Origin of the sequence: Aureibaculum koreense (genome assembly GCF_034296135.1) — a bacterium.
Classification (GTDB): domain Bacteria; phylum Bacteroidota; class Bacteroidia; order Flavobacteriales; family Flavobacteriaceae; genus Aureibaculum.
This window is the reverse complement of sequence record NZ_JAXKVV010000032.1, coordinates 13,704-36,381: the sequence shown is the minus strand read 5'-3', so window position 1 is coordinate 36,381 and position 22,678 is coordinate 13,704. Positions and strand designations below refer to the sequence as shown.

The 22,678-nt window shown below is 35.9% G+C and carries 19 protein-coding genes and 1 pseudogene; 7 read left to right on the top strand and 13 right to left on the bottom strand.

The genetic code is table 11. The features are described 5' to 3' along the window. From UMM65_RS16835 to UMM65_RS16785, 11 genes and pseudogenes are all read right to left on the bottom strand, one after another. Nucleotides 1-495 (bottom strand): UxaA family hydrolase (locus UMM65_RS16835; protein ID WP_321978237.1); only part of this gene is annotated, 495 nt, incomplete at its 3' end. Next, on the bottom strand, nt 496-1,164 hold the full coding sequence (locus UMM65_RS16830; protein WP_321978236.1) for a bifunctional 4-hydroxy-2-oxoglutarate aldolase/2-dehydro-3-deoxy-phosphogluconate aldolase: 669 nt from the start codon (nt 1,162-1,164) through the stop codon (nt 496-498). Nucleotides 1,165-1,228: 64 nt separating this feature from the next. Then, on the bottom strand, nt 1,229-2,275 hold the full coding sequence (locus tag UMM65_RS16825; RefSeq protein ID WP_321978235.1) for a sugar kinase: 1,047 nt from the start codon (nt 2,273-2,275) through the stop codon (nt 1,229-1,231). 7 nt (nt 2,276-2,282) lie between these two features. Next, nucleotides 2,283-3,296, bottom strand: coding sequence for a zinc-binding alcohol dehydrogenase family protein (locus tag UMM65_RS16820; RefSeq protein ID WP_321978234.1), 1,014 nt, complete (start codon nt 3,294-3,296; stop codon nt 2,283-2,285). A 79-nt stretch (nt 3,297-3,375) separates the two neighbouring features. Then, nucleotides 3,376-3,639 (bottom strand): alpha-L-fucosidase C-terminal domain-containing protein, encoded by a 264-nt coding sequence (locus tag UMM65_RS17700; RefSeq protein ID WP_415859575.1) that lies wholly within the window; start codon nt 3,637-3,639, stop codon nt 3,376-3,378. A 21-nt stretch (nt 3,640-3,660) separates the two neighbouring features. Next, nucleotides 3,661-3,807, bottom strand: coding sequence for an alpha-L-fucosidase (locus UMM65_RS16810; RefSeq protein WP_321978232.1), 147 nt, complete (start codon nt 3,805-3,807; stop codon nt 3,661-3,663). Continuing rightward, nucleotides 3,788-4,315 carry a DUF4982 domain-containing protein gene (locus UMM65_RS16805; protein WP_321978230.1) on the bottom strand — a complete coding sequence of 176 codons (528 nt, stop codon included), beginning with the start codon at nt 4,313-4,315 and terminating at the stop codon, nt 3,788-3,790. Before UMM65_RS16805 ends, UMM65_RS16810 begins: the two co-directional genes overlap by 20 nt. A gap of 12 nt (nt 4,316-4,327) precedes the next feature. After that, nucleotides 4,328-4,441 (bottom strand): annotated as a pseudogene (locus tag UMM65_RS16800) (hypothetical protein); the annotation flags it as partial. Between the two features lie 45 nt (nt 4,442-4,486). Next, nucleotides 4,487-4,663 (bottom strand): hypothetical protein, encoded by a 177-nt coding sequence (locus UMM65_RS16795; RefSeq protein ID WP_321978229.1) that lies wholly within the window; start codon nt 4,661-4,663, stop codon nt 4,487-4,489. An 81-nt stretch (nt 4,664-4,744) separates the two neighbouring features. Further along, entirely contained in the window at nt 4,745-5,056 is a 312-nt protein-coding gene (locus UMM65_RS16790) for a BfmA/BtgA family mobilization protein (protein WP_321978228.1), read from the bottom strand. A 266-nt stretch (nt 5,057-5,322) separates the two neighbouring features. Next, a complete protein-coding gene (locus tag UMM65_RS16785) occupies nt 5,323-5,997 on the bottom strand; it encodes an NUDIX hydrolase (RefSeq protein ID WP_321978226.1) in 675 nt (224 codons plus the stop codon). A 56-nt stretch (nt 5,998-6,053) separates the two neighbouring features. Between UMM65_RS16785 and UMM65_RS16780 the strand changes: the two genes are divergently transcribed. The 7 genes from UMM65_RS16780 (at nt 6,054) to UMM65_RS16750 (ending at nt 17,777) form a co-directional block, all read left to right on the top strand. Then, nucleotides 6,054-7,538, top strand: a complete 1,485-nt coding sequence (locus tag UMM65_RS16780) for a xylulokinase (protein WP_321978224.1) — start codon at nt 6,054-6,056, stop codon at nt 7,536-7,538. An 18-nt stretch (nt 7,539-7,556) separates the two neighbouring features. Continuing rightward, nucleotides 7,557-8,882 (top strand): xylose isomerase, encoded by a 1,326-nt coding sequence (gene xylA / locus UMM65_RS16775; RefSeq protein ID WP_321978222.1) that lies wholly within the window; start codon nt 7,557-7,559, stop codon nt 8,880-8,882. A gap of 12 nt (nt 8,883-8,894) precedes the next feature. Continuing rightward, nucleotides 8,895-10,313 carry a D-xylose transporter XylE gene (gene xylE, locus UMM65_RS16770; RefSeq protein ID WP_415859574.1) on the top strand — a complete coding sequence of 473 codons (1,419 nt, stop codon included), beginning with the start codon at nt 8,895-8,897 and terminating at the stop codon, nt 10,311-10,313. A 94-nt stretch (nt 10,314-10,407) separates the two neighbouring features. Further along, complete coding sequence (locus UMM65_RS16765; protein ID WP_321978220.1) at nt 10,408-12,447, top strand: glycoside hydrolase family 97 protein; 2,040 nt, start codon at nt 10,408-10,410, stop codon at nt 12,445-12,447. A 51-nt stretch (nt 12,448-12,498) separates the two neighbouring features. Then, nucleotides 12,499-14,073, top strand: coding sequence for an alpha-L-fucosidase (locus UMM65_RS16760; RefSeq protein WP_321978218.1), 1,575 nt, complete (start codon nt 12,499-12,501; stop codon nt 14,071-14,073). 17 nt (nt 14,074-14,090) lie between these two features. Continuing rightward, entirely contained in the window at nt 14,091-15,704 is a 1,614-nt protein-coding gene (locus UMM65_RS16755; protein WP_321978216.1) for an alpha-L-fucosidase, read from the top strand. 375 nt (nt 15,705-16,079) lie between these two features. Next, the gene (locus UMM65_RS16750; protein ID WP_321978214.1) at nt 16,080-17,777 is read left to right on the top strand and encodes a glycoside hydrolase family protein; all 1,698 of its coding nucleotides are present in this window, start codon (nt 16,080-16,082) and stop codon (nt 17,775-17,777) included. A 243-nt stretch (nt 17,778-18,020) separates the two neighbouring features. Here the strand turns inward: UMM65_RS16750 and UMM65_RS16745 are convergent, their stop codons facing one another. Both UMM65_RS16745 and UMM65_RS16740 read right to left on the bottom strand, forming a co-directional pair. Continuing rightward, the gene (locus tag UMM65_RS16745; protein WP_321978212.1) at nt 18,021-20,372 is read right to left on the bottom strand and encodes a DUF5703 domain-containing protein; all 2,352 of its coding nucleotides are present in this window, start codon (nt 20,370-20,372) and stop codon (nt 18,021-18,023) included. After that, complete coding sequence (locus UMM65_RS16740) at nt 20,362-22,455, bottom strand: right-handed parallel beta-helix repeat-containing protein (RefSeq protein WP_321978210.1); 2,094 nt, start codon at nt 22,453-22,455, stop codon at nt 20,362-20,364. The genes UMM65_RS16745 and UMM65_RS16740 overlap by 11 nt, the downstream gene beginning before the upstream one ends. Nucleotides 22,456-22,678 lie beyond the last annotated feature (223 nt).

Sequence of the window (22,678 nt, the reverse complement as noted above, 5' to 3'; positions counted from 1 at the left end):
TGCTTGGGTGTCAACGGCAAAATCTTTTTTGGTTTGGTAGCCTAGAGCATCAGCCAATGCTCCTTCTATCACATCAATATTTCTGTTTTCACAAAAAACCAGTGGAACGACCAACCAGTAATTGCCTGTACCTACACTTCCATCAGCTCTGTGATAACCATGAAAAGTTCTATCTTTAAATTTAGAAACATCAGGTGCCGACCATGTAAATTTTTCCTTAGAATCTTTGAAAGAAGCCGAGGCATGTTTTACGTTTTCTATAGTTATGGAAGTCCCTTTTTGAATGGGTTTGATCGCTTTGCCAATAAGTACGCCGTACATATAGATTTCATCCCCGATATTAAAATCTTTCAGAGCAAATTTATGTTTTTGTTTGATGTTTTCTTTTAAGATAACCTCGGTATTGCTAATTGTAGTGACCATGCCCTTTTCCAAATTGGTTATGGCTACAATAATATTATCTCGCGGATCAATTTGTACGTAATTTTTCTTCATCTATTTTCTCACTTCTTTAATTGTCTCCAAGGCTTCTTTGACCTTTTTTTCCAGTCCTTTAAAATCTTTATTCGCAATTATCTCTTTTGAAATTAATTGAGAACCCATTCCTACACAGGTCACACCGGCGTCGAACCAGCCTTTTAGGTTTTCTTTTGTTGGCGATACGCCGCCCGTGGGCATAATCGATGTCCAGGGTTGAGGACCTTTTACACCTTTTACAAAGTTGGGCCCATAAATGTCTCCAGGGAACAATTTAACAATCTCGCAACCCAATTCTTCAGCTCTAGCTATTTCCGTTAACGTACCGCAGCCCGGTGACCATAATACTTTACGACGGTTACATACTATAGCAATGTCTTCTCGGAGTACCGGTGTTACAATAAAATTAGCTCCCAATTGCATATATAACGAAGCAGCTTCGGCATCCGTTACCGAACCTACCCCCATAATCATTCCCGGCAGTTCCTTAATGGCATATTTGGTCAACTCGCCAAAAACTTCATGGGCAAAATCGCCTCTTGAAGTAAACTCCATTAATCTCGCTCCCCCATCGTAACAGGCTTTTAACACTTTTTTGCTCAGTTCTATGTCATTATGAAAAAACAAGGGGATCATTCCTGTTCCCTTCATTGCCGTTGCCACTTCTATTCTTGAAAATTGTGCCATTTTTTATTGTTGAATCGTATAATTGTTTTTTTGGAATTTGGAATTTGATTTTTTATATTTTTATTTATCTCGCTACACGTCCCGAGGCATCCCCTCCCATTAATTTTTCTACTTCTGATACCGTTACCAAATTGGCATCGCCTTTTATAGTGTGCTTTAATGCAGATGCCGCCACTGCAAAATCCAAGGCGTTTTGGTCATCTTTCGGGTATTTTAACAGCCCGTAGATCAATCCGCCCATAAAACTATCCCCGCCACCAACTCTATCTACAATATCCGTAATTTGGTACTGACGGGTTTCGTACATTTTTTTGCCATCGTACAGCACACCGGCCCAAGTATTGTGCGATGCGGATATCGAGCCTCTTAATGTGGTGATTACTTTTTTGGCTTTTGGGAATTTTTCCATCATCTGTTTGCAGACCGAAAGAAAGGCTTCCGCTTTCACATCATGTCCGTCTTTATGAACGTCCAATCCTTCCGGGTGAATGCCAAAATGTTTTTCGGCATCTTCTTCATTGCCCAAAACAATATCGCAATATGCCGTAAGTTCTGTCATTATCTTTTCCCTAGCTTCATCATTACAGTATGTCCACAGTTTTGCCCTGTAATTCAGATCCGTTGAAATCGTGATTCCTTTTGCACTTGCCGCTTTTACAGCTTCCAAACATACATCTGCAGCCCCTTGGGAAATGGCCGGTGTAATGCCCGTCCAATGGAACCATTTTACACCATCGAAAACAACGTCCCAATCAATCATACCAGGCTCTATCTCCGCTATTGCGGAATGTGCCCGATCATAGACTACTTTTGATCCTCTACTTACCGCTCCGGTCTCTAAAAAATAGATTCCCAAACGGTCTCCGCCCCAAACTATCTTATCTACGCCTGCGCCTCTTTTACGCATTTCCATCATGGCACATTCGCCAATATCGTTTTTTGGCAAGCGGGTTACAAAATCGACCGGAACACCATAATTCGCCAACGAAACGGCCACATTGGATTCGCCACCGCCATAAACAACATCGAAACTGTTGGCTTGTGAAAACCTTAAAAATCCTTCTGGAGCCAATCTCAACATGATCTCCCCAAAGGTGACTACTTTTTGCATTTTATTCTTATTTTTTAAAATTAACCGTTGCTTTTATTACTCCAGTTTCTGGGTTTAACCAGCTATCAAAATTAGCAATCATATCCTTATAATCCACATTATGTGTGATAAAAGATTCCGTTGGAAACTGATCTAACACATTGATAACGTGCTCAAAATCTTCGGTAGTGGCATTTCTACTGCACATCAAGGTCATTTCTTTGGCATGAACCGCTGGATGGTTATAAGTCAATTCTCCTTTGGACAATCCTACCAAAACAAATCGTCCGCCATGAGCCATATAGTTTGGCCCTGCTTCTAAGGCACCTTTATGGCCAGAGGCATCAAAAACGGCAGTAGCTAATTCGCCATTTGTAATTTCTAAAATCTGTTTTACAGGATCGTTACCTACATTTACAATATAATCAACTCCAATTTTTTCTTTAGCATATTGCAATCTGCCATCGTTCATATCCAGGGCAATAACCTTTGCCCCTTCAATTTGTGCCAATTTCATAATGCCAATTCCTATAGGCCCACAACCCACTACCACCACAAATTCGTCTTTTTTAATATCGGCACGTCTTACGGCATGAGCCCCAATTGCCAAAGGTTCTACAATGGCCATTTCGTTATCCGATAAATGATTGGCAGGCAATAAAATATTAGTGGGAACGGTAATTTGTTCTTGCATTCCGCCATCGGTATGTACGCCCAATACTTTTATATTTGTACAGCAATTTGTTTTTCCATTTCTGCAAGCAATACAATTACCACAGCTTATATAGGGCATAATTACAACCCTATCTCCTGCTTTGATTCCTTTTTCGTTTTCACCAATTTCTACTACTTCAGTAGCCAGTTCGTGACCCAAAATTCTTGGATACGTGAAAAAGGCTTGGTTTCCTGAATAGGCATGCAAATCTGTACCACATATACCAACTTTATTGACTTGTAGCAGGGCTTCATTTTCTTTTTTAACGGGATTCTCTTTCTCTTTTAATAAAAATTCACCCGGTTTTTCACAAACTATGTATTTCATGTGTCTTTTTTTATAATCCTATTTTTAAAGAAAAAGAATGATTGCCTACCTTTTTTGATGGCAATTTAACTTCTAACCCTTATTTTGTTTGTTTCCAATTTAATTTGGCATCACTGCCCAACAAAGAAACCGATTTTACTTTATCTTCACTCTCTTTGATAGATTTAATAGTTACTTTGCTATTTTCAGGCCAAGCCATCATAATGGCGTACAAGTTAACATCTTTATGTGTAAATCTAATATCCTGACCTGTAAAATTTTTATTCTGTCCTTCTGAATGGTGTCCTTTTTGAACTTCGGCAGGGTCCTTGCCAAAAGTTTTCCAATATTTAGTATTATAAATCGCTTCACCATTTACTTTTAATCAATCTCCAATTTCCAACAAAACTTTCTTCTGATCCTTGGCAATAGTACCATCGGCTTTTGGCCCCACATTCAACAACAAGTTTCCGTTTTTAGATACAATGTCGACCAAATCATCAATGAGTTGATTAGCTGTTTTGGATTTCATCCGTTAAAAACGGTACGGTATTAATCGTTGCGGTTGAGCTTTTTAGTCCTTTGGATTTGGCGGTAATCGTAATCTTACCCGAATTTTCCGTACCCTTAATGTATATAGATGCAACGCCATTATATAAAATAGCGGGATTAACGTCAATTTTTCCATTGTCAACTAATTCCCCATTACCGGAAATACTAAATTGCACTTTATTTGTGGCGTTGGTTATAACCTCTCCATTTTCATCCAACACGGACGCGTGCACCAATCTTAAATCGGAACCTCCAGCGTAAAAAGGTAGATCTGTGATATTAAAATCAATTTTGATATGATGTGACTTTCCTTGTTTGGTACGTGTATGTTCCATGATTTTTAATCCGTTATTATAACCGATTGCTTTCAATTTTCCTGCTTTCCAATTGGTATAAAAAGTGAAAGAGGGATGGCCTAAATTGGCTTTTACCGAAGTATTATCAGGTTTTTGTTTGGCGATTAATTTTCCGTCAAGATATAATTCCACTTCTTGGCAATTCTAATAAAAGAGTCGTTTAGAAATAAAAATGGTCAAAAAATGTTCCTGGAACTTGGGACTTTTGTCCTCGTTCTCTTTTTCAAGATAATTGACCAGATCTCGGACGCTCCCCTTATAGTTTACCCCTGTTTACTGTGCTGTAATGCCAATGTACATAGATTAAGAATTTTGTAATTTCCGTTTTAATTTTATGAGTTCCTCCGCTGAAAGCAACAATTTCAAATAGCCTTTTCTAAAACCGCTTTTGACCGTTTTGACACTTTCCAGTACATAGGCAAAATCCCGTTTTACCAAGTTCATTTTATCTTCCAGACGTTCGTATCGGATTTTGGGCACAGTGGTTTCTTCAATGGGTTTATTTTTTTCTCTTCGCTTATCGGCAAATTTCTTTTCGACTAAAACGGGTTCTTCTATTGTCTAATCCAAATTTTCTTCAAATAAGGATAATAACATGGCCGTTGTCGGTTGGGTCTGTTCTTTTTCTATGCTCTTGATTATAGCGATAATGGCTTCTGTACGTTTTCTATTTTTGATCATTTCCTCTACTATACTACGCTCAGATCGATCCGCTGGCAAAAAGCCGTGCCATTCAAAAAAGTTCATCATAACGTTAAGGCTTTCAGAATGTGATTTTGTTATTTTCCAGGAAAATAAGCGGAATCTTTTAACAACCGAAATCGTGAGGTTTACAGTGTTGTATTCATATCTGTATTTGCCTTTCACTATCATTTTACGCCAAATTTTTCAATGTTTTCAGGGCTTTACAAAGGATTTGACCCAATTTAGATAATTCCTAAAAATGCACCTGTAGCGTTGCTTTGCACGCTACCCTCTTGCTTTACAATTTCTTTGTCTTGTAAGCACACTTTGTATAGAGACCTTTATTTCATGAAATAGCTAACTTAACCACAGACATTTCTTTTCAAATTATAATGATGAAAAAATAAAATTGAATGAAGGTTTTTTGTTTAAGCTCTTAGCTTGCTTAAGCTAAATTAAATATCAAATAAGAACTTCTGTTTCTTGTACTTCATGTACATATCCTTATCAAATTCATACAATTGTGCTGCTCTATGCGTAACATTTGATTGTTTTATCGGGCTCTTAGTTAAAAAACCCATTTTTAAAATTTTTCGTCTAAAGTTTGGTTTATCCAATCTTATTTGTAGTATAGCTTCATAAATTTTTTGCAAATCGTATAAAGAAAATTGTTTGGGTAAGAGGTTGAAACCAATAGGCTCTTGTTTAACTTTGTTCCTTAATGTTGTAAGCCCAAAATCTAATATTGTATTGTGATCGTAAGGAAGTTTTTTAACGTCTTCCAAAGACACCCACTTAGCCTCAGAGGCTGTAAAACCTGCTAATATTTTAACATCATTAGACCTAATTAAAGAGTAATATGCAATAGTCACTACTCTTTGATTTGGAAATCTATTTAAATTCCCAAAGGCTTTAAGTTGCTCCAAAAAAACTTTATCTAAGCCTGTTAAAACATAAAGTAATCTGGAAGCAGCAGCATCAAGTGACTCATCACTAGTTACCCACCCACCTGGAAGTGCCCATTTTCCTTTACTAATTCCATCAGCATGTTTAATTAATAATACTTTTAATTTTTTATCAAAACCAAAGATTACATTGTCAATTGATAAATTAGACATTAATTTTTTCATAATTTTAATCACAAATAGTCATATTGACTATATTATTTTTTTAATATCTTTGACAAATGTACTATATAGGATTGGATATTGGTAGTTCATCCATAAAGGGAGCATTAGTTGAAATAAGTTCAGGCAAAAGTCTGGGTATTGTTCAACAGCCCGAATCTGAAATGGGTATGATTGCCTTAAAAAATGGTTGGGCAGAACAAAACCCCGATGAGTGGTGGAAGCATGTTTGTAACGCTATCAAACGGCTAAAAACGAAATACGCTGTTTCAGAAAAAGATATAAAAGGAATAGGTATTTCTTATCAAATGCACGGGCTTGTTTTAGTTGATAATAAAGGGAAACTTCTAAGAAAATCAATCATATGGTGTGATAGCCGAGCGGTAGAAATAGGCAATACAGCTTTTACAGAAATTGGCGAAGAAAAATGCACTTCAAATGTATTAAACTCACCAGCCAATTTTACAGCTTCAAAACTAAAATGGGTTAAGGAAAATGAACCTGAGGTTTATAGTAAGATCTATAAATTTATGCTACCGGGAGATTATATTGCCTATAGATTCTCAAACAAAATAAATACAACTATCCCCGGATTGTCCGAAAGTATTTTTTGGGATTTTAAAAATGATAAGGTTGTCGATTTTCTTCTTGATTTTTATGGTATTGATATGGATAAAACTCCAACTTTAGTTGATACTTTTGGACTACAATCTGTTGTTAATGGTAAAGGGGCGACCCAAAGCGGACTAGGAGAAGGTACGCCTATACTATATAGAGCTGGAGATCAGCCCAATAATGCGTTATCATTAAATGTATTTAATCCAGGGGAAGTAGCAGCAACCGGAGGTACTTCGGGGGTGTTTTATGCGGTTACGGATAGTTTATCAGGTAAGGAAAGTTCGAGAGTAAACAATTTTGCTCATGTAAATTATGTAAAAGGAACAGATCCTAAAATTGGTAAATTACTATGTATTAATGGAGCGGGAATTCAATACAGATGGTTATTGAACAATTTAGACGTAAGTTCTTATGACGAAATGAACAAGTTGGCTTCTGAAATACCTGTGGGCTCAGATGGTGTTTGCATCTTGCCTTTTGGCAATGGGGCTGAAAGAATGCTGAATAATAAAGATTTAGGAACAAGGTTGTTAAATGTAAATTTGAACAATCATCATAAAGGTCACCTATGTAGGGCCGCATTGGAAGGCATTGCTTTTTCATTTGTATACGGAATGGAAATATTAAAATCAGATGGAATTAAGCCTAAGGTTATTAGGGCTGGAAACGACAATTTATTTCGTTCAGAAATTTTTGCCAATACAGTATCCACTTTAATTGAACAAGAAATAGAAATTTATAATACTACCGGGGCAATAGGGGCTGCAAGAGCTGCAGGACTGCACAAAGGTGATTTTGAAAATTTTGGGAAACTGGTCATAAATAATGATTATGTTACTACTTTTACACCTAAAAAAAATAAACAAGCATACGTAAAGGCTTATAATAATTGGAAAAAGGAATTAGAATTGATTATTAATAAGTAAATTTTATAAAAAATAATTATGGCATTAATTGGCAATAAGGAATACTATAAAGGTATTGGTGAAATAAAGTTTGAAGGAAAGGAATCTGATAACCCGTTGGCTTTTAAATATTATAATCCTGAACAGGTTGTGGCAGGAAAAACAATGCGTGAACATTTCAAGTTTGCCATAGCCTATTGGCATACATTCTGCGGTCAAGGTTCGGACCCTTTTGGACCGGGCACTCAAAATTTTGAATGGGATAAATCATCAGATCCTATGCAAGCGGCCAAAGATAAAGCCGATGCCGCTTTTGAATTCATTACAAAAATGGGATTTGATTATTTCTGTTTCCACGATTACGATTTGGTTCAAGAAGCACCGACTTTTGCTGAATCTGAAAAACGTTTGCAACAAATTACCGATTATATAAAAGCCAAACAGAACCAATCTGGTGTAAAACTATTATGGGGTACCGCTAATGTATTTTCAAATCCACGATATATGAACGGTGCGGCAACCAACCCTGAATTTAATGTATTGGCAAGAGCGGGAGGTCAGATAAAATTGGCATTGGACGCCACCATTAAACTGGATGGTGAAAACTATGTTTTTTGGGGAGGTAGAGAAGGGTATATGTCATTGTTAAATACAGATATGGGTCGAGAGTTAGACCATATAGGGCAATTTTTAACTATGGCTAAAGATTATGCCAGAACTCAAGGCTTTAAAGGAAATTTCTTTATCGAGCCCAAACCTATGGAACCCATGAAACACCAATATGATTTTGATACCGCAACGGCAATTGGGTTTTTAAAAGAATATGGATTGGGCAAAGATTTTAAAATTAACATTGAAGTAAACCATGCAACCTTAGCACAACATACGTTTCAACATGAAATGGAAGTAGCCGCCAAAACGGGCATGTTGGGTAGTTTGGATGCCAATAGAGGTGATTATCAAAATGGTTGGGATACAGATCAATTCCCTAATAACATTCAAGAAACTACGGAAGCCATGCTAGTGTTTTTAAAAGCAGGTGGTTTACAAGGAGGCGGTATCAATTTTGATGCAAAAATCAGAAGAAATTCAACGGATTTGGAAGATGTATTTTATGCTCATATTGGTGGAGCAGATACGTTTGCAAGGGCCTTGCTAATAGCCGATAAGATTATTTCTTCTTCCCCATATGAAAAATTAAGAAAAGAAAGGTATAGTTCCTTTGATTCGGGCAAAGGAAAAGATTTTGAACAAGGCAAATTAAATTTAGAAGACCTATATAAAATTGCCAAAGAAAATGGAGAACTACCTCTAAAAAGCGGTAAACAAGAATTGTTTGAAAATATTATTAATCAATATATTTAATCTATGGCTATTATGTCAACAACAAATTCAAAATACTTAGTTAAACTCACATTGGTGGCTACATTAGGAGGGCTTTTATTTGGATATGATACTGGCGTAATTTCTGGAACAGTAGGTTCTTTAGAAAGCTTTTTTGTAACGCCTAAAGGACTGTCAGAAGCTGCAGCAAGTGCTTTTAAAGGGTTTTTAGTAGCCAGTGCTTTAATAGGTTGCATAATTGGTGGTGTTTTCGGTGGATTGGTCAGTAAAACGTTAGGTAGAAAAAAAGGATTAATTCTAGCTGCCATATTATTTTTAATCTCCGCATTGGGCTCTGCAATGCCAGAAATATTTATTAAACCCATTGGTGAATTAGATCATACTTTTTCTACAATTTTTATTATTTATAGAATTATTGGAGGCATTGGCGTTGGTTTAGCATCTATGTTGTCACCACTTTATATTGCAGAAATCGCTCCTGCAAAAAGTAGAGGTAGATTAGTGTCTTATAATCAACTGGCAATTGTTGGTGGTTTTATGGTGGTATATTTTGTAAACTATTTTATTTCTAAAGGAGGAGGCTCCGACGAATGGCTTAATAATGTAGGTTGGAGATGGATGTTTGCATCTGAAGTTGTTCCCGCAGGCCTATTCTTAGGATTGTTATTCTTCGTGCCCGATACACCACGTTCTTTAATGTTGAAGAATAAGCAGGAAGAAGCTTTAGAGGTCCTTGTTAAAATAAATGGCGAAGATGAAGGGAAGAAGATTTTAACAGAAATTAAAAGTTCTGTGGTTGAAACTTCAGGGAAATTGTTTTCATACGGATGGTTCATTATCATTATAGGTATTACACTTTCAGTTTTTCAACAATTTGTAGGTATTAATGTAGTATTGTATTATGCACCAGAAATCTTTAAATCTATAGACCCGAATACAGATAGTGCTTTATTGCTTACCATAATTGTGGGCATTGTAAACTTCCTATTTACCATTATCGCCATAAAAACAGTAGATAAACATGGTAGAAAGCCATTGATGCTAATAGGGGCTTTAGGTATGGCAGTAGCAATGTTGGCACTTGGTTTTGTATTCTTTTCAGGAGCCACAGGCTATTTAGCCCTTGGCTGTATGATGTTGTATGTGGCTAGTTTTGCTTTAAGTTGGGGGCCTGTTACTTGGGTGTTACTTTCAGAAATTTTTCCTAATAAAATCAGAGGAAAAGCCATGGCTGTTGCTGTCGCAGCACAATGGATTTCTAATTACTTAGTATCGTTAACTTTCCCAATGATGAATGATAACTCTTATTTAACAGCACAATATAATCATGGATTTGCATATTGGGTATATAGCATTATGTCTTTTTTGGCTATTGTATTTGTTTGGAAACACGTTCCAGAAACAAAAGGAAAAACTTTAGAAGAAATGGAAAACTTATGGAAATCTCAATAAATTTATAGGGAGTGTAACTGTCAAATATAGAGCTACTCTTAGTAAGTAATTAATAAAAAAGGTTTAATTGGAGTATAATATTAAAGATTAAAAAATGAAAAAAATAGAACTATTATCTGTGCTGACTGTTTTAGTACTCACACTACCCCTAATATCATGTACCAGCCTGAAGTTTGAGAGGACTATTATATTAAAGTCTCCCGACACTAAAATTGCAGTGTATTTTGATAATTCTGACTCTAAAATATCCTACTCAGTATTGTATGGTGGAAAGCCAGTAATAGAGAAATCTGCAATGGGTTTCGTATTCAAGCAAATGCAAACACTAGATAGTAATTTATTTATTAAAAACTATAAAATATCAGAAGTTGATCAAACTTGGGAACAACCTTGGGGCCAGAAAAAAAAAGTTCGTGACAATTATCACAGTTTAGTAATAGAACTTCAGGAGAAAAACGAATCTAAAAGAAAATTAAATATAGAATTTAGAGTTTTTAATGATGGTCTTGGTTTTCGCTATATATTCCCAGAGCAAAAAAATATTGATAGCATCTATATTATGGATGAACTTACAGAGTTTTCATTTGTAAACAACCATCAAGCATGGAATATACCGGCTTACGACAAACGAAACTATGAGATTTTGTATAAAAAATCACCAATAAACACTTTAGGTTTTGTTCATACACCACTTACCATTGAAACTACTAATGAATTATTTTTAAGCATTCATGAAGCATCATTAACAGATTATTCAAGTATGACACTATATAACAACAAAACAAATACTCTAAAATGTGATTTAACACCGTGGAAAGACGGCATAAAAGTAAAAACAAATCATTCATTTAAAACGCCATGGAGAACAATACAAATTGCTCCAAAGCCTGGGGATTTAATAGAATCTAACTTAATTCTTAATCTGAACGAACCTAATAAGTTAGGGGATGTGCCGTGGGTTAAACCAATGAAATATGTAGGTATTTGGTGGGGAATTCATATTAACAAATGGTCATTTCATCAAGGGCCAAAGCTTGGAGCAACTACAGAAAATACAATAGAATATATAGATTTTGCTGCAAAAGAAGGTTTTGATGAAGTATTGGTAGAAGGATGGAACGAAGGGTTTGAAGCTGAATGGTATAAAGATTTTGGCCCGCGACAGGACTTTACAAAACCTAACCCTAGATTCAACATTTTTAAAGTACAAGCATATGCAAAATCAAAAGGAGTAACCCTTCAGGCATATAATGAAACCTGCTCTAACCCCGAAAATTATTTAAGTCAGATAGACTCAGCTTTTTCGTTATATGAAAAATTGGGATATCGTAGTGTAAAAGTAGGCCAGGTAAATGTAGGGACAGATAAAAGTATCTTTATCAATGGCGAACTACACTATGGGCAATATGGTGTTAACTACTACCAAACCGTACTTAAAAAAGCAGCCAAACACCAATTATCAATCAATTTTCATGAACCTGTAAGACCCACGGGACTTCATAGAACATATCCAAATTTAGTATCACAAGAGGGTGCAAGAGGACAAGAATATAACGCTTGGAGCCCCGATGGAGGTAACCCGCCAGATCATTTGACCATTTTACCGTTTACGCGATTACTTGGAGGCCCTATGGATTTTACACCAGGTATTTTTCGCGTAGATATTCCTCAAATGCCAAATAATAGAGTAAATACAACATTATCAAAGCAGTTGGCACTCTATGTGGTGATATATAGCCCCATTCAAATGGCAGCAGATTTAATTGAAAACTATGAAGAACATCCTGCACTTCAATTTATAAAAGATGTGCCTACCAATTGGGAAGAAACTAAAGTCATTGACGCTGAAATTGGAGAGTATATTATTACTGCCCGCAAAGATATAGATTCGGAAGACTGGTATCTAGGTGCTATTACGGATGAGGAGCAAAGAAGTTTTAAAGTTGATCTTACCTTTTTGGATGAGGGTAGCTATGAAGCCCAAATTTATAGTGATAGCAAGGGCACTAATCTGGAGACCTCTCCTATGGAATATCAAATTCTGAAAAAGAAAGTGAAAAACACTGATACTTTAGAGCTACTGCTCGCGAATAGCGGAGGAGCAGCTGTGCGGTTTAAAAAAATGAATGAATAGACCATTCGAAAATTTAGAAAATCAATTTACAATTCTTATAAACAATTTAATATGAAAAAAGTAAAACTCTTTTATTTAATTACCGTTTCTATGTTGTCTTTTATAAAAATTAACGGGCAGCAATTTGATACGAGCATAGAGTCTTTAAGTCAATACGAATGCCCAGAGTGGTTTAAGGATGCTAAGTTTGGTATTTATTGCCATTGGAACGCCCAAACCGCTTCAAAAAGTGCTAATAACGGCTGGTATGCCAGAGATATGTATATGCAAGGCAGCGGAGCCTATAATGATCATTTGAAAAATTGGGGGCATCCATCAGAGGTAGGATATAAAGATATTATAGAAGCTTGGAATGGTGATAAATTCAATGCAGAGCAATGGGTAGAATTATTTAAAGATGCAGGTGCCAAATACATTATTACCATGGCCAATCACCATGATAATTTTGATATGTGGGACTCTAAACACCAACCCCGTTGGAACTCATTAAACTATGGTCCTAAAATAGATGTATGTGCAGAAATGCGTAGAGAAACATTAAAAGCAGGGTTACGTTGGGGCGTTACCACACACGTATCACGTGCTTACAGTTGGTGGCAAGTAAATAAAGACCACGATAAAACTGGAGATAAAAAAGGAGTTCCTTATGATGGAAACAACCCAGAATTTTCAGACTTATATTTTACGAAAGCAAAAAACAGAGCAGCATTAGGTGGAGCTTATTATGAATTAAGAGCTCCATTAGCATCACCAGAAGAATACAAAGAAAATTGGAAAAACAGAATGTTCGATCTTATTGACCGTTACCATCCCGATCATTTTTATTTTGACGCTGCCGTACCTTTTATGGATAATATGGGTGAAACAGGACTTGAGGTTATTTCTCATTATTATAATCATAATGCCGAAAGGCACGGTGGAAAAAACCAAGGTGTTATGGTTTTTAAAGAAATTCCTTACCATGGTATTTTTTATAAAGATATTGCCACAGAAGTTATGGAGCGGCAATTTTCTGGCAGTATTGAAGATAAGCCCAAACAAACTGATAACTCCATAGGGCCTTGGTTTTATACCGGTAACAGTAACTTTAACTCCAAAGAAAAAGCGAAAAGCATAATTCATGATTTGGTAGATGTGGTTTCAAAAAACAATAATTTACTCTTAAACATACCCCCAAAAGCAGATGGTAGTTTTGACGAAAAAACCATACAAACGCTCAAAATTATTGGAACATGGTTAAAGGTAAACGGAGAGGCCATTTACGCCACAAGACCATGGCATATTTACGGAGAAGGCCAGATACGCTACACTACTCGTAAAAAAACATTGTATGCCATTATGCTCAACCAACCATCTCACGTAATTAAAGCTTGTCGAGAATGGACAAAGAATGATATTTTGAAGATTGAACGATTGGACGGCGGCAAGGTATCTTGGAAATTAACGGACCAAGGGTTAAAAATAACCTCTTCCAACAAATCTCCACAGAATGCTTACGTATTTAAAATTGAATGCCGTAAAGAAATTTCTGATTTACCGGTATTTATAGAAAAAAGAAAAGAATCGCAAAAAGGCAAAGACCAAATGGAAGAGTTTGGTTTTGATGGCAATAAAAAAAATAATTGATTTTTAAAACAAACGATATGAAATACAATATAAATTTTTTTCTTTTCTTATTCATATTTTATAGCATTACTTGTTTCGGTCAAGAAAAAAACCTTTCATGGGAAGAACTAAGAGACCATTTTGAGTGTCCCAAATGGTTTTCCGAAGCACGATTTGGGATTTGGGCACATTGGGGAGCACAATCAAAACCTGAATTAGGTGGCGGATGGTATGCACGCCACATGTATATGCAAGATGTAGGCGGAGAAACCTTTGGAAAAAATGCTTACTCTTACCATCTTAAAACTTTTGGGCATCCTTCTGAAATTGGATTTAAAGATGTCATTCACCAATGGAAAGCAAAAAATCTAGATACCGATAACCTGATGCAATATTTCAAAAAAATCGGAGCCAAATATTTTATGATATTGGCAAACCATCATGATCGGTTCGATAATTTTAATTCAAGTCATTTTGAATGGAATTCTGTAAATATGGGCCCTAAACGAGATATTGTTGGCGAATTTGAAAAATCATCACGGAAATACGGGCTTCCATTTGGGGTTAGCTCGCATGACGATAGGTTTCTTAGCTGGTGGTTGCCTGCATTTGGGGCAGACACTAATGGGCCTTACAAGGGCGTTCCTTACGACGGAAATATGACCAAGGAAGATGGTAAAGGAAAATGGTGGGAAGGCTTAGACCCTGCCAATCTTTATGGGCCACCACCAGAAAGGAGGACTCCAGAATGGATTCAAAAAATGAAAGAAAATTGGGTGTTACGCCATATAGAACTTACCACAAAATATGATGTGGACATGCTTTGGTTTGATGGTTATGGTTTTCCTTACGGTGATTATGGAAAGGAAGCGAGTCGTGCGTTTTACAATTATAAACTTAATAAATATGGAAAATTAAATGCTATAGTTGTTGGAAAAATGAAAAATGAACCCTCTACAATTCAAGATATTGAACGTGGTGGTGCCAATAAAATACTTCCTTACCCATGGCAGGGAACGCTTACATTTACCGATTGGTTTTATAAAAAGGATAAACCAAGTAGGCACAACGCACGCACGGTTATAGAATCGCTTATAGACATGAACAGCAAAAACGGAAACTTATTACTAAATGTAGAGCTATTGCCCGACGGAACTATTCCTCAAGAGCATAAAATAATACTTGACAATATTGGTACATGGGTAAACCTTAACAATGAAGCTATCTATGCCTCTAAACCATGGAAAATTTATGGAGATAACCTTGATTCCTATCTAAAGGTTCTTGACGAAAGTAAACTGGACAATGTAGATATAGAAGCTTTAAAAAAACAAAAAGAACAAACTCATTTTAATGAAAGAACCATAGAAAGTCCCTCCTATGGGCATGATGAAGTTAGGTTTACAACAAAAGGCGATGTACTATATGTTTTTGTGCTAAACCCTAAAAAGGGAAAAATTAAGCTACCATCGCTTGGATTTCAGTCTAAATACAATACTAAAAAAATAAGTTCCATTAAAATGTTAGGAAGCAAGACTAAAATTAAATTTAGACAAAATTCTGATAAACTAATACTTAAAGTGCCCAAGAAAAGGCCAAATAAATATACTACTGTTTTTAAAATTGAAGGATTATTAAGTTCTGATCAATAAACTCATTTGACTGTGCAGATAAAGGATTTACTTATAGGTATTATAGCGGCAAGGCTCTTGCTCTTTACCCTTTTGTACATGGGTTAGGTTATTCTGATTTTGAATACCCTAATCTTAAAGTAGATAAGACCAATAGTAAAAAGACGGTGAAGAAGTTGTACAACTTTATGTTAAAGATGTGGAATCTGATAAAGGGCAAAGAAAAATAGTATCAATTAAGAATAGTTAAATTAGACACGACAAAGTAATGCACGATGTCATTAAAAGCTTTAAACCAATCGTTTGTTTACTATTCAGAGCAACTTGGTGGAGGAGGTTAATCTAAAACACAGAAATTAAATAAGGAATTAAAATAGAATTTTCAATAAAATAGAAATGGGTAAAAATAAGGTACGGATAAAACTAACAATAAAATTAGAATATATCATCTTCTTTTTATTGATTACTATAGGACTGAACAAGAACAACGCTTATGCTCAAATTACAGAAAGAGAACGTCCTGATGAATGGAAAAATTTAATCTATGGAGGACGATTTATGGATCGCTTTTTACCCATACAACCAATAGGAATGTTGACCGAGGGTGTTTGGGGTGCAGACAATGTGGTTCCTAGATATATTGATAATGGTATTGAAGACAATATATGGTCTTACTGGGGCGGAAATATAATCAAGGGAAACGATGATAAATACCACCTTTTTGTTTGTCGCTGGCTTGAAGATTCTGAAAAGGGGCACATGCAATGGCCTAAATCTATTGTTGTGCATACTGTTTCCGACACTCCTTTTGGACCTTTTAAAGTAAAAGAAACCGTGGGCCCAGGACATAATCCTGAAATATTTCAACTTAAAGATGGTAGGTATGTAGTATATGTTATTGATGGTAGATATATTTCAAACAACATAAATGGTCCTTGGGAATATAGCAAGTTTAAATTCAACAAAAGAGACCGACCCATTATTGAAGGGTTAACCAATTTAAGTTTTGCAAAACGAGAAGATAGCTCTTATATTATGGTTTGTAGAGGTGGTGGTATTTGGTTTAGTAAAGACGGTCTTTCTCCCTACAACCAGATTACATATAAAAGAGTTTATCCTGCAGTAGAAGGGCATTTTGAAGACCCTTTAATATGGAAAACCAATATACAATACCACATGATTGTAAACGATTGGTTAGGGAGAATTGCTTATTACTTACGCTCTAAAGATGGTGTACATTGGAAAGTAGATACAGGTGAAGCCTATTTACCTGGTATTACCAAATATACCGATGGCACAAATGAAGATTGGTTTAAATATGAACGCATTAAAGTCCTCCAAGATAAATTAGGTAGAGCTACCCAAGCCAATTTTGCGGTAATAGACACCATAAAATGGAACGATTTAAAAAATGATAGACACAGTTCAAAAAATATAACCATACCCTTAACTGTTGGAAGGCAAATAGAAGTTTTGAACAAATCTAAAATCGATAAAAAAACAAAAACTATAAAACTATTGATAAAAGCGGAATCAGGATTTAATCCACATACTGATATTGATTTCAATTCACTTCGTTTCGGAGCTTCAGAAGAAGTAAATTTTGGTAAAGGAAGTACATTGCTCAAAACCAAAAAGAAAGGAAAAGACTTGATACTTGTTTTTAATGGCAGCGACAATGGTATTTCTGAAAATAATTTTGTTGGAAAATTAATAGGAAAAAAAGATAAGGGGAAACTCTTATTTGGATATGCTCAATTACCTAAGGTTAATTATAAAGAGCCTATACTATCTGCTCGAATGCCAAAAATCATACCTAAGGAAAATGGGAATGAACTAGCAATAGAAGTTCAGAATTTTGGACAAGTAAACTCAAAAAAAACCAAAATATCGATACAATATTTTCAAAAAAATATTGAAATAGAAACGATAACTAAAAAATTGCCAAAACTAAAACCATTTCAAAAATATACTATAGTTTTAGACCTCAATAAAAAAATTATGAAGGGTGAAAATTACCGATTCAAAATAAGTATTCATCACCCAAAAATGAAACCCGATGTGTTTGAAAAAGAAATGATTTTGTTTGAATAAAAAATTTTTTTATAGTTTACAAACTTCTAAAAACATACTGTCAATTCGTATTTGATTCCACTAAACCGAAGGTAATGCTAGGAACAAAAAATACTCCTGCACCTATCATGGTTTACTTTTTATAAAATTTATTCTTGAGTACATAAAATATTTTTTTAGATTTTGTATTTTATTAAGCTAAACCATGTATCAACGTGATAATGGATGAACTGATATTTATCCCATGTATTCATCCAAGCTTATTTAATTTTTTATAACTATGTTTTTTAATCTTTCATTTGGAGAAACGCTCATATTCCTAATTTCTCCATTTTCAAATGAAGCTTCAATTGTTGTATTCTTTGGCGCATGTAACTTAAAATCCACATCCCATTCCGCGGGCCACGCAGGAAAAAGATATATTTTATCATTCGCAGATTGTAGCAGCATATCCTGTAGGCCAATCATACCAGAACCTCCCCAATTATGGTCTGGCACATAATCGTGCCCAGGCCCCCAAAAAGTTGGAAACCGTCTTTCTGAATCTTGAAGTTTTAAAACCGCTATACGCTTCGCTTCATCGGTTAGTCCCATTCTGGCACAGAAAATACCGTCTTGATGCCAACTAATATGGTTTTTACTTAAGTCGCCATATTGCCAAGTATTTATAGCGGTTTGCAAATCTGGATACCCAATACCGTACAACTCGTATGGAAAAACAGGATAAAGTTCAGTGATTTCTGAATTAATTTTACCGGGTAAATTATTGGCTGCTGCAAGGATGCGGTGTCCATTAACTTCACCATACTTTAATTCGGGGATTAACGTCAATCTATCTTGCCATTTTTGTTTTTCTCCTTCTGAAAGATATTTACGTGGCAACGCAATTATCGCTTTCACTGTGGCTTTTAAGGCTGCACACAAATCGGTCGGATTGGTAACTTCTTTATAGGTTTCAGCAGCTGTTGAAGGATACAGCACTAGCTTTCCATTATCGTCCAAGGGTTTTCCTGTACGTTGTGTTTGCCTGTACTTATAGTGCTCGAAAAAGAACTCCGTAGCACTTTTAATCAAAGGTATATATTCTGAAATATCTTTGCCGGTGTACTGGTAATATTTCATAATCATGAAAGCAAATTCCAATTGCGTAGTATAGTGGTGCTTCACCCATGGGTTGGTTTGCTCGCCAAAAGGAGTTTTTGGATCACGGGTTCTCGGCCCACTTTTAAAACCCCAAGCTCCTGCAACGGGCAGGCCAAAGTTTTCGATCTGTTCTGTATAGCAAGCCCCCACATGGTTCCAATAGACTTGAGAACGTAATTCTGCATTTTTAAGCACCCGATTATAAAAATCGAATTGCGGTTTCATCATGTCGAAATCACCTGATTTTAGCATAGGCCAATAAACGAGTCTTTGGTTTTGTGCCGTGAACGAGCCCCCGCCCCAAGATCGGTAATCAGGTGTGCCGTGGTATGGCTCGGTACGCTGTTTCACAAAATAGGGGTCGTAAGTAAATAGGCTTCCATTAAACTTTGTTGGATAATCTCCATAGGCATTGCACCCCAACTGATATCGAAACAATTGATAATTACGACCTACCTGCCACCCTTTGTCTGAAGGATCATTGGCATCGGTATTGATAAAAATATGACTCCTATTCCAGTAGTCGTGCCACCACGCCTTTGTTTTATCCCATGCCGATTTTTTGTTGAACGATTTGCTTATTTCTGAAAGATTCTTTTCCCAAGCATCTAAAGTTTCTGCTTGTTCGGTATGTAAAATCACTTTTACATTGTGATACTTTGCTTTTTGGTTGGATTCTAACGACCAAAATGTGTAGGGGGTGTCTATGTATTTGCCTTCTCCAATATGGGAAGGTTTTAAATTTTCTCCGAACATGACACCTCCAAAAGTGCGATTTTTTTGGGTGTTGACCATTTGGTTTTTCACGCTCTCCAAGCCCTGTTGTTTTACAGCAAAATTGAACAGTAAGGTATCTGAACGGTTACGATGAAACCACTTCACACCATTATTATCATAGGCTATACTATCTGGCCATGTTACCACAGTTTCGGGGTAATTGCTGTAACTAAAACATGCGTGACGCTCTTCTAAAGGTAAAACCCGCTTTGCAGTTCTCCAATTCTCATAAAATGCTTTTAGCTTTATTTGTTTTGAAGCATGTACTTCAACATTAATCACTGCATTTAAAACATCTACCCAAAGGTTTACCTCTACCTCTTCTCCATCTTTTTTTCCTTTTATTTGTATGTACCCATCGTAGAGCTTCAATTCTTGAGAAAACGCAACCTCGGAATCGGCAAGTATATTTGGTTCTAACCGAATTCGACCTCGACCCAATTTTAAAAATTGGTTGTTCTCATCAAAGGTGCCAGATTTAGATATATAAAATAAGATATCGCCGTTTTCAACCCAGACATTACAACCAATATCGCCTCCACCCAGCGGCATGGATTCACTACTGTTCTTGCTTTGGCTATGCCATATTACATTGTACCGGTCAATCTGAGTTTTTAAGGCATTAGTATTTTGAGCGTTACTTTTTATAGTACAACACAAAACTAAAAATGATAGTAAAACCAATTTATTCATCATACAGCCCTATTTTATGAAAAGGAATTTTTTTGAACCCTGGCAATTTTTTAAATACTTCTGAATTTTCTTTCAAACTAAAAATGTGCTTTTCCCAATTTTCAAATCCAGGGTCTTCGGTTAATTCAAGATTGCTTTTTTTCCAATCCAACCACTCCATTTTACCATCTACCAATTGTTTTACATTGATAAATACATTGTTTTCCACAAGGTTTCCGGTTGGCAAATCGGCTTTTTCCATGTAAGTTTCTAACTCTGGGTATTGTTGAATATAAGGTGGTTTTAGATAATTGACTATATCTAATCGCTTTTGATATAGACCATCATCCAAAACAGCTTTGGACCAATTTTGCAAACGATTGTCTACATGAATTCCATACTTATTACCTATAAAAATATTGTTTTGGTATTTATTATTGGAACCTCCGCCCAAAAGCACATTCCATTTACCAGCTTTATTAAATACATTACCAAAAACGGTTAACCCACAAGCTCCGTCATCATTATAAATAGCACAGGTTGCAAAACGGTCTGGAATGTTTTCAAAATAATTATAGCGTACAATCGTTCCTAGTTCCGAAGGGTCTCTACCGTAATAAAAAGCACCTTGATCCTCAATTTCCAAACACACATCATGAATATAGTTATATTCTATAATATGATTATTACCGTACATGTAAATGGCCATACTTGGTGTGTTATAAATTTCGCAATGTGCAATAGTATTGCCAACTCCGGTTACATGCACTGCAGGCCGATACGATTTTTCAATACGGTTTAAATCGTGGAAGACACAATTCTCAACGGTATTATTACCTGCTTCTAGGGTCAGCCTATCTCCTCCGCCCATGGACACACCACCGGCACCTAGTTCATAGAATTCACAATTAATGATTTTGTTGTTATGTCCGCCTTCTCTGTTAAATGTAGTATTTGCATAAAAATGTTGCTGCATACTACCCAAAATACCAGCCTTAGGTTTCCCCGTACCATCATGAAGATAGTCTTCAAAAGGCTCTATACCTTTACCAATAGTTATCCCTAGACTTCCGAGGTTTCTAAACACGCTCTCCGAAATGGTTACATTTTGGGTATTATCCATGGCAATAGCCAAACCGCGTGAGCATTCGAACGTAATTCCTGATATGGTTACATTCTCGGTATTTTGAAGCATAAAAAACGGATCTTCAAGTAAGGAAAACTCGAAACTGTTAATATCTTCTTCATTAGTAATAAAATATAGCTTACCTAAATCTTTATCGATGTAATATTCTCCTGCTTCATCCAATTCTGCCAAGATATTAACCCCATACCAATTTCTCCATGCCGCATTATCCCCATAACCGTACAAGGTAGGCGATGCTGTTTTAAGCGTATGATCAATGGTATCTATTTCAGCTATTTTAACCATATCGTCGGCATAGCCCCACATAAAGTACCCGGACATCCATGCATCTTTTTCTTTTGCCCAATTGCTTATTCTTAACGAATCGTATTCAATAATACCGCCATTATGAGTAAAATCTCCATTTCTAGGCACCGAACCTTTGTCGAGCACTTTCCCCATGGGAATCATGGTCTCATTTGGCCATCTTGCTAAGTGCATTGCCTTTTTATTGATAAAAACCTCTCCCCAAGATGCCCCGTAAGGTCTAGCAAAACCTACATTGCGAAGTTTACCGTAATTGGTAATCCCGAGTGCTTTTAGGTTTACCGTTTTTATTCGGGATTCTGGTGCGTGCTCTATTTTATCTACAGGAAAGGATACACCTCCATTAAAAAATACTTTCTCATTTTTATAAGGTTGTATGGTAATATTAGATAAAGTACTATCTATTTTTAAGGTACTTTTAATATTATAATGCCCACCTCGTAAATATATTACTGATGGGCTACGAGAACCAGAAACTCTTTTTGCAACTATTGTTTCCAATGCCTTTTGGATATTGGCAAATGGAGACTCCAGGTTCGTTCCAATATGGGTGTCATTTCCGTCAGGAGACACAAAATACGAGTCCTCATTTTGACAGGAAGACAGCAAAAACAGTAACACTAAATAAGGTGCATAAAACAAATATTTATTCATTTAATTAAAATTTATATTGAATTATTTTTAAATGATCAGGTGCAAGTGCGACCCAAAACAGTAAGCCTACGTTAACAAAATTTACATCGTATTCGCATAGAACAAAAAATAATCAATCGTTCTCCAAATTTCAAGTTTTTATCTTGAACATACCGCTAATGTGTATACCTAACCTTGTACTTTTATTGCTTAGTCAATAAACCCTTCTAAAGGCTTGCTACTA

Coding starts and splice junctions, on each gene's coding strand:
- UMM65_RS16830 (WP_321978236.1), bottom strand. CDS start 1,164: ATGGCACAATTTTCAAGAATAGAAGTGGCAACGGCAATGAAGGGAACA.
- UMM65_RS16825 (WP_321978235.1), bottom strand. CDS start 2,275: ATGCAAAAAGTAGTCACCTTTGGGGAGATCATGTTGAGATTGGCTCCA.
- UMM65_RS16820 (WP_321978234.1), bottom strand. CDS start 3,296: ATGAAATACATAGTTTGTGAAAAACCGGGTGAATTTTTATTAAAAGAG.
- UMM65_RS16810 (WP_321978232.1), bottom strand. CDS start 3,807: ATGAAATCCAAAACAGCTAATCAACTCATTGATGATTTGGTCGACATT.
- UMM65_RS16790 (WP_321978228.1), bottom strand. CDS start 5,056: ATGATAGTGAAAGGCAAATACAGATATGAATACAACACTGTAAACCTC.
- UMM65_RS16785 (WP_321978226.1), bottom strand. CDS start 5,997: ATGAAAAAATTAATGTCTAATTTATCAATTGACAATGTAATCTTTGGT.
- UMM65_RS16780 (WP_321978224.1), top strand. CDS start 6,054: ATGTACTATATAGGATTGGATATTGGTAGTTCATCCATAAAGGGAGCA.
- xylA (WP_321978222.1), top strand. CDS start 7,557: ATGGCATTAATTGGCAATAAGGAATACTATAAAGGTATTGGTGAAATA.
- xylE (WP_415859574.1), top strand. CDS start 8,895: ATGTCAACAACAAATTCAAAATACTTAGTTAAACTCACATTGGTGGCT.
- UMM65_RS16765 (WP_321978220.1), top strand. CDS start 10,408: ATGAAAAAAATAGAACTATTATCTGTGCTGACTGTTTTAGTACTCACA.
- UMM65_RS16760 (WP_321978218.1), top strand. CDS start 12,499: ATGAAAAAAGTAAAACTCTTTTATTTAATTACCGTTTCTATGTTGTCT.
- UMM65_RS16755 (WP_321978216.1), top strand. CDS start 14,091: ATGAAATACAATATAAATTTTTTTCTTTTCTTATTCATATTTTATAGC.
- UMM65_RS16750 (WP_321978214.1), top strand. CDS start 16,080: ATGGGTAAAAATAAGGTACGGATAAAACTAACAATAAAATTAGAATAT.
- UMM65_RS16745 (WP_321978212.1), bottom strand. CDS start 20,372: ATGATGAATAAATTGGTTTTACTATCATTTTTAGTTTTGTGTTGTACT.
- UMM65_RS16740 (WP_321978210.1), bottom strand. CDS start 22,455: ATGAATAAATATTTGTTTTATGCACCTTATTTAGTGTTACTGTTTTTG.